General features: G+C 43.2%; 2 protein-coding genes. Both read right to left on the bottom strand.

What is annotated here, in order from left to right; genetic code table 11:
* Positions 1-8466: amino acid adenylation domain-containing protein (locus ACGF7G_RS17805; RefSeq protein WP_387467239.1), on the bottom strand; the 8466-nt coding region annotated here is incomplete at its 3' end.
* Positions 8467-8579: 113 nt separating this feature from the next.
* Positions 8580-15122, bottom strand: coding sequence for an amino acid adenylation domain-containing protein (locus ACGF7G_RS17800; protein ID WP_387467238.1), 6543 nt, complete (start codon positions 15120-15122; stop codon positions 8580-8582).
* Between the last annotated feature and the right edge of the window lie 933 nt (positions 15123-16055).

The raw sequence follows: 16055 nt of genomic DNA, 5'->3' as shown, positions 1-16055 counted from the left end.
TGCCAAATTTATTACGCCACGATGTTCCACCATCACGCCTTTAGGCACGCCGGTAGTACCCGAGGTATAAATCACATAAGCCAGCTGTCTTGAATGCAGTGATAATATTTGCGGGTTGCTGTCTGGTTGTTCCCAATCAGTATCCGGTGCTAATACCTTCAACCCTTTCAGTGTATCCTGACCCAAGGCCGTACGCCCCATCATATCTGCCACCACCATGGCAGGGGTGGCATCACTTAAAATCCCCCTCAAACGGTCACCCGAATACGCCGGATCCAGCGGGACGTAAGCACCTCCGGCCTTCAATATAGCCAGCAACCCGATCATCATCGACGCAGAACGGGAGACACAAAGCGCAACACGTTGCTCCGGTATCACCCCCTGTGCAATAAGCTCATGAGCCAACCGGTTCGCCCGTCTGTTGAGTTCAGCATAGCTCAGTGTCTCAGCCCCACACACAATTGCTGTCGCATTCGGTGTCCTTTGCACCTGCTGTTCAAATAACTGATGAATGCATAACTGTTCCGGATAGGTGTGCTCCGTTGCATTCCACGTTTCCAGCTGCAACCTGCGCTCTTCTGATGTCAGAAGATCCACTTCACCGACCCGTCGATCGTGCTCTGCTACCATCACTTTCAGCATTGTCTGCAAATACCCGGCATGCCGCTCTATTGTTGTGCGATCAAACAATGCTGTTGCATATCCCATACCGCCAACAATCTGACCATCTTCCTCGGATAAAGCCAGTTCAATATCGAATTTGGCAGTATCATGCATTTGCTCTACCGGAGAAATAGCGATACCAGGAAGATGCAGTTCCGCACTATTATTGTTCTGTAAAACAAACATAACTTGAAATAACGGGGTATGCGCCAGACTTCTTACGGGTTGCACCACTTCTACAATTTGTTCAAACGGCAGCATTTGATTGTCCTGTGCCGCCAGCACAGTACATCGCACCCGATTCAGTAACTCAGAGATACTTGGGGAACCTGTTAAATCTATATGTAATGGCAACATATTGACAAAGAAACCTATCAATGACTCAGTTTCCAGCCGGGACCGATTCGCACTCGGCGTGCCAATAATCAAAGCCTTTTGTCCTGACAAACGAGAGAGAACAGCTCCCCATGCCGCCAATAGTGTCATAAATAATGTGCATCCATGTTCTACACTCAGGTGTTTTAACGCTTGAGTCAGTTCCCTGTCCAAATTGATCGGAACCATATTCCCAGTAAATGACTGCTCAACAGTGCGTTCCCTGTCCGTTGGTAAATCCAATAATGCAGGAACCTCTGACAGCTCACTGCGCCAGTAGTCTGACAGTTGTTTTCCACGTTCAGCCGAGAGCCATTCACGTTGCCAAACCGCATAGTCCGGATACTGAATATCCAGTAATGGCAGTGGATCCGGTTTTCTCTGTAAGAAAGCCGTGTAAAGTATGCTAAATTCCCGCAGCAATATCCCATACGACCAACCATCCGACACAATGTGATGCTGAGTCAGTAAAAGAACACTTTCATTCTGATGTTCAAGGATTAACTGGCCCCGAATAAGCGGGCCATGGCATAGATCAAACGGTGCATGGGCTTCTTCTTCAATGAAATGTGTTATTTTAGTTGCAGCATCTTTTACTCCTCGTAAGTCATGCAAGTGCAGAAGGAATCCCCTATCCGGCGACAAAATCTGAACCTGAGGCTCTCCCCCGACACTGACGAATACAGTACGCAAACTTTCATGCCGGGCAAACAAAGTATCTAAAGCCTGCTGTACAGCCTCAACATCAACATTTCCCTGTAAACGTAAAGCCATAGGAATATGATATGCCTCGCTGCCTCCTTCAAGTTGAGCCAGAAACCATAACCGCTGTTGGGCAAATGAGAGTGGTAATACACCGCCTCGCTTAACCGGCTTAATCGGTGGCAATATCCCCTCTGTCGGTTGCTGTTGTTTTCTAAAGAGTTCAGCAAACATAGCCAAAGAAGGTGCTGAAAATAATGAGGCTAATGGTAATTCCACGCCCAGCGCATTGGCACGATTCAACATTCTGACTGCAAGTAATGAATGCCCTCCCAGCACAAAGAAGTTATCATGCCGGCTTATTTGTTCTACCCCCAGCAACTCACACCAGATAGCGGCCAATGTGCACTCTATTTCTCCCTGTGGTGCCTCATAAACCTTATGAGCCAGGGCAGTCTGCTCAGGAGCCGGCAGCGCCCAGCGATCCAACTTGCCGTTTCGGGTCAGCGGGAAAGCATCCAGCCTGACAAACGCTGACGGTATCATATATTCAGGTAATCGGTCTGACAGATACAAACGCAAGTGCTGAGTAAGTTCTTCCTCCGCCTCCGCGACCACATAGGCCACCAGGTGTTTATCCTCTCCTTCACCGAGGAGGATAACCAGTGACTCCCGAACCGAAGGATATTCCATCAAACGGGCTTCTATCTCTCCCGGCTCTATACGGAACCCGCGAATTTTCACTTGCTGATCATTGCGCCCGACATAAACCAGGTTACCATCAGGCAGATAACGGGCAAGGTCACCTGTCCGATACATGCGGGCACCCGGGATCACTGAGAATGGGTCATTCAGGAAACGTTCTGCGGTCAGATCCGGCCTGTTCAGATAACCACGGGCGACACCTGTTCCGCCGAGATATAACTCACCCACTGCACCCAGCGGCACAGGCTGCCCCTGTATATCAAGCAGGTAGACCTGCGTATTGTCTATCGGTTTGCCAATTGGCGGTGTATGACACCAATGTGCCAAAGTCCCATCCAATCGATAGTCTGTAGCAACATGCGTTTCTGAAGGTCCATATTGGTTGTATAAATAACATTGGTGCTGCAAAACAAATGATTTTATTTCTGGTGAAGTGATTAATTGTTCGCCGGCAACAATCAATTCTTTCAGGCTTGGGATTGAGATCTGCGCGTCAATAAATGTGCTGAGAAAACCAGCCGGTAAGTAAACACGTTCAACAGCATGTTTATTTAAATAATCAAACAGCTTTTTGATATTCAGTTTTATCTCAGAGGGGATCATGACTAATGTCAAACCAAAAGAAAGTGCCGTCAGGACTTCCTGCAAAGAGACATCAAATCCTTGAGCCGCAAATTGCGATGAGGATCTCACTTTCTGATAGTGCCGGTGCTGCCACTGCACCAGATTACTCAAGACTTGATGGTGTACCATGACACCTTTCGGCTGTCCGGTTGATCCTGACGTGTAAATCACATAGGCCAGATTTTGTGATGTTAACGCAGCCAAAACCGGATTACTCTCTGCCATGTCTGCAATAGCCGGACTGTTGATCGTCAGACCTGCCACCCCATCATCAATGGCTTCCCCCAAAACCTCTTTGCCCAGTGCATCGTACAGCACCAAAACCGGTTCTGCATCATGAAGAATATAATGTAAGCGTTCTTGCGGATAAGTCGGATCGAGAGGGAGATAACCTGCTCCGGCTTTTAATATCGCCAATAGACCAATCACCATCGTTACACTGCGATCAACACAAATTGCGATCCGTTCTTCGGGCTTCACACCCTGTGCAATTAAATAATGGGCCAGTTGATTAGCCTGTTGATTTAATTCAGCGTAAGTCAACCGCTCATCATTATAGACAACCGCGATCGCCTGTGGTGTTTTAACAGCCTGTTGTTCAAATAAGTGATGTACGCAGCCATCGTAATCATTATCAAAACAGGTCGCATTTTGTGTTTCCAACAGAAACTGGCGTTCTGCATGAGGTAAAATATCCAGCGTGTTTACTGCTCGTGCAGGTTCCCTGTTTAACCATAAGGCCAGTTGAGTCAACGCTTGTTGCATATAGCGACAAATTCTCTGTGCATTGAGAGAATTCACCGTTTGTGCCGTCAGCGCCAGTGTATCGCCATCATCATCAATGGAAATAATAATGGGGTAATTAGTTTTATCCTCACCATCGATAATATCAATTCCTTGTAAAGATTGAGTGTCTAACTCGCTGTCACGTCGATTATTGCGATAGTTCAACAACGCCGTGAATAGTGGTGTTGATGCACTGACAGCACTGCAACGCCGGGCTTCTAACAACGGCGTATGTTCATAGGAAAGTAACTCAGACAACCGTTCATGAGTTCGGTAAACTGCATCAATGACTGTCATATCATCAATATCTAAACGCAGGGGAAGCGTGTTAATAAACAGCCCCATTCCCTGACCATTCCCATCTTCACCAAACAGACGACCAAATAAAACGGTCCCCGTGACTACGGCCTCCCGTGCACTGCATTTAGCTAATACGACTCCCCAGGCTAAATGACATAAACTGGCCAGACTAACACCTAATTGACGCGCTTGATTACGTAACTGTTGGTTCACCTGTTCAGATAGGGCGATACGATCTTCATTAACTTTTCCCATATCGCCTTTTTCATCATAGATATTGAATGGCGCTGTCGGCTCATCAATATCACCGAGCATCCGCTGAAAATAGGGCTCATAAGCTTTTTCTGCGTTAGCCTGATTGACATAAGCAATAAAATGGCGAAAAGGGATAACGGGAGGCAGCGTTTCTGTCTTTCCTGACAAGATAAGGCTAATTTCCTTATGCATTACCGCCAGCGTCGTATGATCACCAATTAAATGATGCAAAATTTCCAATGCAAACCAACATTGGCTTTTAGGATCTTGAGCAATAAAAAAACGTAATAACGGTGGTTGGGATAAATCCATTCGATGCCGGTTTAAATCATAATGTTTAGCTAATTGGTCGATGTAAGGTTCAGTGCCATCAGGATCAAGCGTCACTTCTGTCACCGACAGAATCGCCGTTCTTTGTACCACCTGCAATGACCCACACGTTAGATTTTCCCAAAAAAAGCCGGTACGTAAAATATCATGCCGTTCGACAACCTGCTGAATTGCTTGTAAATATGCGGTCAGGCGCTGACGATCACTGAATTCCATTTTAAAGATGACCTGATAGGGATCACCCTGTTTAGCTAAAAGATGATGAAATAGAATTCCATCCTGTAATGGAGAGAGTGAATAGATATCCTGAATATTGTTAATTCCGTTATCCACCAGAGAAACAACCGTGTCGATATCAGCTTGAGTCACCTGAACTAACGGCAGCAATTCCGGTGTGATACGTGTGGTTTCTGGCCCGATCTGATTCGGAGGGATGGATATCTGCTGCGCTTTCCTGAGTAATGCAGCCTGCTGGGACAAGATCGGCGCTAAAAAGAGATCGCCTGCATTGATAGTATAGTGCCGCTGTTTCAACATGCTCATGAGTTGCACAACCAACAGGGAATGTCCGCCCAGCGTGAAAAAGTTATCGTGTCGGCCGATATTTTGTATTTTCAGCAACTGGCTCCAAATCGTTGCCAGCATGTATTCGGTATCATTGATCGGTTCTTCATACGTTTGATGTTCATAGTCTGTATCCGCTGGCGCTGGCAATGCATGGCGATCCAGCTTGCCATTTGACGTCAGAGGCAAATTATCCAGCACCACAAACGCCGACGGTAGCATATAATCGGGTAACGTCGCTGACAGGTAATTGCGCATCAGTCCCGCTACCGGCTTCCTTTCTTCAGGAGATTTAAGCGTAATATAGGCAATTAAACGAGGGATATTATCATTTTCAAGCGTAACAACCGCCGCTTCACGAATGGCTGGATGAGTAACCAGCCGATGTTCAATTTCCCCCAATTCAATCCGAAAACCCCGCACTTTTACCTGATAATCGTTACGCCCAATGTATTCAATACCACCATCCTGACAGTAACGCGCCAAATCACCACTTTTAAACATCCTGGCACCTGGCTGTGGATTAAAAGGATCAGGCATAAAACCTGCCGCTGTCATTTCAGGTTGGTTCAAATATCCCCGGCTAACACCACTACCACCAATATACAGTTCTCCTACCACCCCTAAAGGTACTGGACGTCCCTGTTTATCCAGTAAATAAATACGCGTATCAGCAAGCGGCCTGCCAATACAGTCAATATGTCTATCCTGTGATTTGGGAAAGTGTAATGTTGCTGTGATTGTTGTTTCCGTCGGCCCATAGCAGTTGACCAGTTTTATCCGGCTGGCACGGCTATTCAGCCAGGCTTTGATCGCACTGGCTGAAACTTTCTCTCCTCCGATAGAGATATACTGCAAACTTGAGTGTTCTTGCGGAAATCCTGTTTCAATCAGCTTTTTCCAAAATTGAAATGGCAGTGAAACATGGGTAATGGCGTATTTTTCACACTCCTGCCAGAATTGTGTCAAATCACGTCTATTCTGATTATCAATCAGGTAAAGTGTGCCACCAGCAATCAACGGACCAAAGAATTCGGATACAGACACATCAAACGAGAAATTACAGAATTGCAGCACTCTGCTGGCGTGATTAATGGCTAATGCTTTTCCCAGTGTCAGCAATTTTCGTGCCGCAGAGACATGCTCAACCATCACGCCCTTAGGTTGCCCGGTCGATCCGGAAGTGTAGATAACATAGGCCAGATGGCATGGGGTCAATAAGCTGATATCCGGGTTTTTCGTTGGCGTTTGTATTGCGGGAAAATGACGCAGATCTAGCATGGGTAACCTTCGCCCACAGGTTAATGCCAGCGCTTTTTTTCCTGCATCGTCATGTAACACCAATCGAGGAGCCGCATCCTGGATAATACAGTCCAGCCGTTCCTGGGGAGACGTCGGCTCCAAAGGAATATAAGCCCCTCCCGCTTTTAAAACCGCCAACAGGCCTGCCACCATTTCCGGACTTCTGTCAGCGCAAATCGCTACCCGATCATCTGGCCTTATACCCTGAGAAATCAGAATATAAGCCAGCTTATTAGCTTTATCATTTAATTCCGCATAGGTTAACGTTGTGTCATTAAATACTAAAGCGGTTGCATCCGGTTCAATAGCAACACGTTGTTCAAATAAAGAATGGATAGTCTGTTCATTCGAATGGCTGACCACATGATTCCATTCGTTTAATAATAGATTAAGCTCCTTATCGGAAAGAAGATTAATATTTTCGATATATTGCTGACTATCCTGTGTAATAGCCTTAAGTACCGCATAATAATAATCAAGATGTCTGGCAATTATCTCCTTATCAAAAAGATCAACAGCATAATTGACGCCGCCACTGATGCTACCAGTCTGATGGGATAAAAACAGTTCCATATCAAACTTGATGCTTTCAGCGCAATCTTCACAAGCGACGACATCAATATCATTAAAAGTAATTTTGCCTCCGTCAAACTCCTGCCAGGAAAACAGTACTTGAAATAATGGTGAAAAAGACAAGCTCCGTTCAGGATTAATCAACTCTACGATACGATCGAAAGGAACATCCTGATTATCCTGCGCACTAATAATGCGGGCCTTCACCTGCTGTAAAAGTGTGCCTATCGTCATTTCCTGACTGAAATCAATACGAACTGGCAAAGAATTGACAAAAAAGCCGATCATATTCTCAACTTCACTCATCCCCCGGTTAGCTGAAGGCGTGCCAATAACAATACTATCCAAACCAGAAAGACGATGAAGAACAACCGACCAGGCAGCCATCATGATCATAAACAACGTCATTCCCTGCTGCTGACCGAGTTGCAATAATTCTTCACTCAAATGCTTATCGAGCGTAAAAGAAAGTGTTTCCCCCTGCAGTGAAGGCTTATCTGGCCGGGCTGAGTGAGTAGGTAAAGTCAATAATGGAGGAATATCAGCAAGTTGAGACTGCCAATATTCCAGTTGGCCCGACAATCGTTCATCAGTCAAATAACGGCTTTGCCAAATTGCATAATCTGTATACTGTAATTCTACTGGAACCAGTGAAATCTCTTTATGATGAATAAGGTCATCATAAAGAATACTAAGTTCGTTGAAGAAGACGCCGATAGACCAACCGTCGGTAATGATATGGTGTTGGTTTAATATAAATAGAAAATTCTCATCAGACTCTTTAATAAGATGAGCCCTGATTAAAGGCCCTTGTGTAAAATCAAATGGCTCAGATATCGTCCTCTCAATAATCTCCTCTATTAATATCTGTCTGTTTTCTTCATGGCTTAGGTCTGTAAACGCTAGAGGAAAACAGATATTCTCGTTTAACAGATTAACAAACGGAACACCTTTTTCTACCTTAAAGTAAGATCGTAGTGAATCATGCCTTCTAATAAGTTCGTCAAGTGATTTCCTAAAAACATCAACGTGCAGATTACCACCAAATTTATAGATTGAAGGTACATGGTAAGCGATTGAATGCTTATCCATTTCATAAAGTAACCACAACCTTTTTTGAACAAAACTCAAGGGAATATTAGTGACCACATTCGTTTTATTTATTATATTTATTTCATTACGTTCAATATTGAAATCGGTTTTATCATCGTAAAGTTCAATGTGATCTTGCTGTACTTTTTTCAATAGCGTCCCAAGTTTAAACTTCTTCACTCCGTTATTTTGCATAATATTAAACACCTTATTTATAGAGTATAATTGACATAGTAGAAAAATATCCATTTATCCAATGGGTAATTTATTTTTCAAATTAAAGAGTGCAATGAATTAATAATTGAAACTTATTCACCACCATGAACAATTGACAACCGATATAGATATTCAGACATGCTTTTTAGCGTGGAATATTTAAATAAATTACTCATTGGGATTTTATATCCAATTTCACTTTGTAAAATAGATATTAGTTTTACCATACTTAAGGAATGACCACCCAGTACAAAGAAATCATCATTACGTCCAATTCTTTCTATATTAAGCAGTGCACTCCATATTTCAGCCAATATTTCTTCTAATTCGTTTTGAGGTGCCTCGTAAACTTGTTGTTCATAATCAGCATCAGTGGGTATCGGCAACGCTTGACGGTCTAATTTACCATTCGGTGTCAATGGTAAATGCGCCAGGACGATAAATGCCGATGGAACCATATAATCAGGTAATGATGCAGATAAATACTGACGCAATATTTCGGCAAGTTGTGGTATTTTTTCTCCCTGCTTAAGCGTAAGATAAGCAACAAGTCGAGGAATATCATCAATATCACGACGGGTAATAACGACAGCTTCATAAACGACGGGATGTAAAGTTAACAGTTGTTCGATTTCACCTAACTCTATCCTAAAGCCACGTATTTTTACCTGGTGATCATTACGCCCAATATACTCTATACCGCCATCCGGATAGTAACGGGCTAAATCTCCACTCTTATACATGCGGGCCCCCGGTTGAGAGCTGAAAGGATCTGCCATAAAATGTTCAGCCGTCATTTGTGGTTGGTTTAGATATCCCCGGCTGACGCCGTTTCCACCAATATAGATTTCCCCGATCGCCCCCAACGGCACTGGTCGCTGATATTTGTCTAACAGATAGATACGGGTATCATCAAGGGGCTTGCCAATACTGTCGATATATTTATCGTGTCGCTCAGGGCAGTATAATGTTGCTGTAATAGTCGTCTCAGTCGGCCCATAACAGTTAACCAATTTAATGCTGCCGGCACGACTCTCCATCCACCTGTTGATGGCATCAGCCGGAATTTTTTCACCACCAATACAAATAGATAATAAGCTTGAGTTATGATCAGGGAACCCGATCTCAGTAAGACTATTCCAATATTGAAACGGCAACGACACATGAGTAATTCCCTGTTGCTTACACAACGCCCAAAATTGTGTCACATCTTGACGCGACTCGTTATCAATCAGGTGAAGTGTCGCGCCACTGATTAACGGACAAAACAGCTCAGAAACGGATACATCAAACGAAAAATGACAAAACTGTAGGATATGGCTGGCTCGGTTGATACCTAACGTGTGACTCAACGTCAGCAACTTTGGCACTATTGACGCATGTTCAACCATGACGCCTTTAGGCCGTCCGGTTGAACCCGAAGTATGAATAACATAAGCCAGATGATGCGGTGAAAATGAAGCAATCTGAGGGTTATGCTCTAATCCGGCTGTTTCTGCATGATCATCAAGCGATTGCATTGGCAATCCGTGTTCCAGCAACTGTAACGCGCTTTTACCGACTTTATCGTGCAGTATCAGTACTGGAGCTACATCGTTAACGATAAAATTGAGTCGATCCTGTGGATAATCAGGATCAAGGGGAACATACGCTCCACCTGCTTTCAAAATAGCTAATAAACCAATCACCATTTCCGGATTTTTATCAGCGCAAATCGCTATCCGGCTATCAGCCTTGACGCCTCGGGCAACGAGTTGATGTGCCAGTCTGTTTGCCCGGCGATTCAGTTCTTCATAAGTGATGAACTGATCTTTAAAAGCCAGAGCGACAGCATCCGGCACAGCAGCGGCTTGCTGTTCAAACAGGTAATGAATACCACATTTGCGATAATCATTGGTCACCGGCGGATTCCATGTCTCCAGCAATAACGTCTGTTCCGCAGGCGGTAACACATCGATCAGACAAACCGGCTTATCCGGCTGCTCCCTCAACGCCCGCGCTAACTGTGCTAAAGATTGCTGTAAATAACCACATAAACGAGAAGCCGAAAGCGGCGCTATCACTTGAGCAGTCAATGCCAAACTCTGACCATCATCATCAACGGAAAGCCCGACAGGATAATTACACTTCTCCTCTCCACCCTCCAGCATTTCAATATTCTTCCATCCTTCAGACGCGGTATCTTCGGTGTTGATTGCCCGATTATGGCGGTAATTGAGCAAGGCCGTAAACAGTGGTGCCGGTGCTGCTACACCACTGCATCGCTGGACAGCGGCCAGAGGAGTATGTTCATAGTTAAGTAATTCCGACAAACGCTGGTGGGTTTGTTCTAACGCTTGCACCACACTGCTATTGTCAATGTCCAACCGCAGTGGCAACGTATTGATAAACAACCCCATTCCCTGTTCAGCGCCACTTTCACCGTTTAAACGCCCAAACATTACCGTCCCGGTCACCACGTTGGTTCGCCCGCTGCTTTTCGCCAATACCACTCCCCAACCTAAATGAATCAGGCTTGCCAAGCTAACACCATAATGACGTGCCAACCTACGCAGCTCAGTATTAAATTCCTCGGAAAACTCAAGATGATACTCATCAACCGGACTACTAGCCTGCATAACGTTATAAAGACCAAACGGCGCTGTGGGTTCATCTATATCCGCCAACATACGCCGAAAATAAGATTCATAGGTTTTATGCTGGTTAGCCCTACGCGCATAAGCAATGAGATGACGGTAAGGTACCGCAGGGAGAAGGTGTTCTGCACGACCTGATAAAATATACCCTATCTCATGATGCATAACGTCCAAAGTGGTATGGTCGCCGATGAGATGGTGCATAACTTCCAGTGCCAGCCAGCGTTCACTGCCCGGTTCCTGTGCCACGAATAAACGCAGTAATGGTGCATCGGAAAGCGTTAGACGATGCTCTGATAGCGTATGATACGCGGCTAACTGTTCGATAAATGGTTTAGATTTATCTGTTGAGAGTGTTATTTCATTGACCGGCAATAACGCCTTCTTTAACACAACCTGTATTGGGCCACCGGATAGCCCTTCACTAAAGAAAGCCGTTCGCAAAATATCGTGACGATTGATGACTTGTTGCAGCGCATCAATATAAGCATCCAAACCCGCCCGATCGTTAAATGCTAGACGGAATATCACTTGATATGAATCGCCCTGATCTTCCAACAAGTGATGAAACATAATTCCATCCTGCAACGGCGAAAGTTCATAAATATCCTGAACATTCTGAACCCCACCTGCAATCTGGCTGATAAGTCTATCAATGTCAGACTGATTTATTTCCGCCAGCGGCAACATTTCTGGTGTAATGCGTTCAATATCCTCTGTAATTTGATTCGCCGGGATCACGGGTACATCATCATTCTTCTTAATGAGCGCCGCCTGTTCAAACAATCTCGGCGTAGAAAATAGGGCGCCAGCCGACACCGTATAAGCGTGTTTTCTGAGTAAGCTCATGAGTTGTATGACCAGCAAAGAGTGACCACCTAAAGCAAAAAAGTTATCATGCCGGCCAATTTTATCCGTTCCAAGCAACTCTCCCCAAATTTCGGCCAGTAACATTTCCATATCATTCTCAGGTGCTTCATAACGCTGATGCTGGTAAGCCAAAGTATCCGGTGCCGGCAATGCCCGACGATCAAGCTTACCGTTTGGTGTCAATGGAAAATGAGCTAATGCCACAAAAGCAACGGGAACCATGTACTCCGGCAGACCAGACAGCAGATACTGGCGTAAAACTACCGCTGCATCATCGGCACTCAATTCAGCAGCCAGTACCAGATAAGCAACTAAACGTTTGTCTCCTTCTACGCCTTCACAGGCAATCACAACCGATTCCTGTACCGCAGGATGCGATTCAAGATGAGCTTCAATTTCACCCAGCTCAATACGAAAACCACGGATTTTTACCTGGTGATCATTACGCCCAATATATTCAATATTACCGTCATAGTTATAACGAGCCAGATCGCCAGTTCGGTACATTCTGGCGTTGGGTTGGTCGCTAAAAGGGTCAGCAACAAAACGTTGTTCTGTTAAATCAAGGCGATTTAAATAACCGCGAGCTACTCCCTCCCCACCAATATACAGCTCACCCACGCCACCTAACGGTACAGGTTGTTGACGGTCGTCCAACAAATAAATACGCGTATTCGCAATTGGTTTTCCGATCGGAATGGTTTGGCCGTTAAAATTTTCAGGACAATGCCAGTAGGTCACATCAATTGCAGCCTCAGTTGGACCATATAAGTTATATAACCTGGTCCAGGGCAACAAAGCCTGACATTGTTTAACCGTACTGGGATGTAATACTTCTCCGCTACAGAATAGATGTTTTAACGTTACACAACCAGATAGGTTAGGCTGTTTTAAGAAGGCATTTAATACAGAAGGGACAAAATGCAGCGTCGTTACCCCGTTTTGACGGATAACATCAGCTAGTTGAGAAAGATTTTTTTGCTGATGTTCAGTAGCTAGAACCATACTCGCTCCAACCATAAACCCCCAGAAAAACTCCCACACCGAAACGTCAAAACTAAACGTTGTCTTTTGTAATACGACATCATTTTGTGTCAATAAGTAGGTTTGCTGCATCCAATGCAGCCGGTTTATGACGCCACGATGTTCGTTCTGAACGCCTTTGGGGTTACCGGTAGAACCCGAGGTATAAATAACATAGGCAAGATGACGCGAATTCATCCCAGGGATGTGTGGATTGACCTCTAAACAATCATCAAATGACTCTTTGCTCAGATCTAAACATTGATATCCGGCTAAAACATCTTCCAGTGCTTGCTTTCCTATTTCATCGTGCAGGATTAGCACGGGTTCAGTACTTTTAAGGATATAACCTAATCGCTCCTTCGGATACGTCGGGTCAAGGGGAACGTAAGCGCCGCCAGCTTTTAAAATCGCTAATAAGCCAATGACCATATTAGGCGTTCTGCTTACACAAATTACGACCCGGCTATCAGGTACAACGCCAAGATCGATAAGACGATGTGCCAATCGGTTCGCTTTACGATTCAGTTCGTCATAACGGATTATCTGCTGGTTAAACACCAGTGCCGGCGCATCCGGCGTCTTGATCGCCTGCCGCTCAAATGTTTCATGAATCAAACACTCAGCTGGAAAGTCACTATGGGTTGCGTTCCAATGATTCAAAAGCAGCTCACGCTCCGCAATAGGCAAGATATCGATATCTTTAATACATTGCGATACGTTATTTGCTATGGATTCAAGCGCCATTAAGTAGTAGCCTAAATGTCGCTCTATGGTCTCTTTATCAAATAAATCTGTCGCGTAATTGATTGCACCAACAAGCGTGTCGTCTTTTTTCTGCAATGCAAATTCTAAATCAAATTTGGATTTAACGTTACCAGGCTGTATCGGTTCCAAAACAACATCAGCAAAAGAAACAGGCTCTCCATCATGTGACTCCCAAGAAAACATAACCTGAAAAACAGGCGTATAGGCAGAACTACGCTGTGGATTAACCGCTTCAACAATACGTTCAAACGGCACATCCTGATTATCCTGAGCCGTAATGATTTTATCTTTTACCTGTAAGAATAAATCTGTAATTTGAGTATCATTGTTAACATCAATCCGTATAGGTAACGTGTTGACAAAAAAACCTATCATCTGTTCAACTTCGGCCATTCCCCGATTAGCCGAAGGGATCCCAATTACAATACTGTTTTGTCCTGAAAGCCGGCTGAGGACGATCCCCCAAACAGACATCAACATCATAAAAAGCGTAACGCCTTGCTGTTGGCTAATTTGTTCAAGTTTTCTTGCCGTATCACTGTCAATCGCAATCGAAACAATCTCTCCTGCCGGCGACTTTTGTTTCGTTCTTGTCCTATTCGTTGGCAACGCTAATAATGGTGGTAGATTAACAAGCTGTGCTTTCCAATAGTCTAATTGTGTAGATAACTTCTCTTCTGTAATACTCTCCCGTTGCCAAACAGCATAGTCTGAGTACTGCAATGGCAAAGGTTCCAGTGAAATTAACTGCTTATTAATAAGTTTATTATAAACATGTTCCATTTCTTTGAGAAAAATGGTGATAGACCAACCATCAGTAATAATATGGTGTTGATCTAAAATAAATATATATTCATTTTCATCGATATGGAGCAATTCAGTACGAATTAAAGGGCCGAGACTCAGATCAAAGTCCAAATTAATTATTTTATCGATGATTCTTAAAATATCCTCATCTCGCAGAGTTGAATTGCGCAAATCGCTAACAACTAGCGGTACATGGGTATCCATAGGTAAAAGATGCACATTAGGTACCCCATCGTTTAAAACAAACGTAGAACGCAGAGAATCATGCCGCTTGAAAATAAAATTTATTGCCTCTTCAAATAGGACAATATTTAACTCCCCAGTTATTTTATATATAATGGGTATATGATAAGCGCCTCCCCCTTCTTCAAGCTGACTAATCATCCATAATCTATTTTGCGAAAATGATAATGGGAATATCTCTGCTTCAACTTTCTTGTGAATAACTTGTTGTTCCTCTTTATTTTTCACCAAAGAATAAAACAACTCCCTTTCATTTCCATCAAGAGCACTTAAATATTCATCTGACATGTTTTTACCTTTAAATATAAAGTAAATTAAAAAGTGATTATTAGCTATAATTCAAATTCAATATTTGTGATTAAGTTTAGTTGAAAAATAGCTGATAATACTTCTGGCTAATATAATGTAACCTCTGAATAACTGTTACAAATAATAGATTATTTGAAGGAACTCAATCCGAATTTGGCGATCTGTTCGATTGTGATGAGCGAAGATATTCCGGCAGAGAAAAATGATTGTCAAAGTTTTTGCAGGAGAGTATAAAACAGCGGGAAAGCATCCAAATATTTAATTTCATCCATAATATATCCCATTGAAAGTTAGCTATTAATGATTTCGTATTTCGTCTCATTATAGAACTTGAAGTGATTTTTTATTATTGCAGGGGGTAAACTAACTTAAAATTTCTTTCACTATATTTAAATACGTTCAAGATTGAATTTTTCAGTTTTAGCAAGTACAACATCGATATGTAAACTAAATTGTATGGTTTTGTTATTTTCTGGATAAACTTTTTCTGCTTTTATGATTTACTTACTCTGTAAAAAAATCTATTTACGTTATCATTAAAACTATTTCTTATATTTATTACTTTTCGTACTTTTAACTTTCTTTTTTAAAATTGTCTGGTAAGCAGTTGAAATGCTTTTTTTCATTTGGTGATGTTGTCTCGATGGATATCTTTCTACCTAATAATTTAATATAAAATAACTCTTTATCTCTCTACTAAGGGTAAAAATATTCCATTTTCCACCTATATTCTCTTATAACTAAATACATAGTCACTTCCCACGCTACCGCCCTCCAGGTTCTTTAGGATAGATATTGTCAATATTAAAATTGAAAAGACTCAATAACATAATAAATTAAAAATCACCGTAACTCATTAATGTTAAATATGTAACTCGTCAATTATATGACAGGAAGTGCAAACTTACGTTA

This window comes from Photorhabdus sp. RM323S, from assembly GCF_042879375.1.
GTDB lineage: Bacteria > Pseudomonadota > Gammaproteobacteria > Enterobacterales > Enterobacteriaceae > Photorhabdus > Photorhabdus tasmaniensis.
The sequence above is the reverse complement of the archived record's forward strand: the minus strand, read 5'-3'. Positions and strand labels throughout refer to the sequence as shown.

Excerpts from the sequence above, each read along its gene's own strand:
- ACGF7G_RS17800 (WP_387467238.1), bottom strand. The coding sequence starts at position 15,122 with ATGTCAGATGAATATTTAAGTGCTCTTGATGGAAATGAAAGGGAGTTG.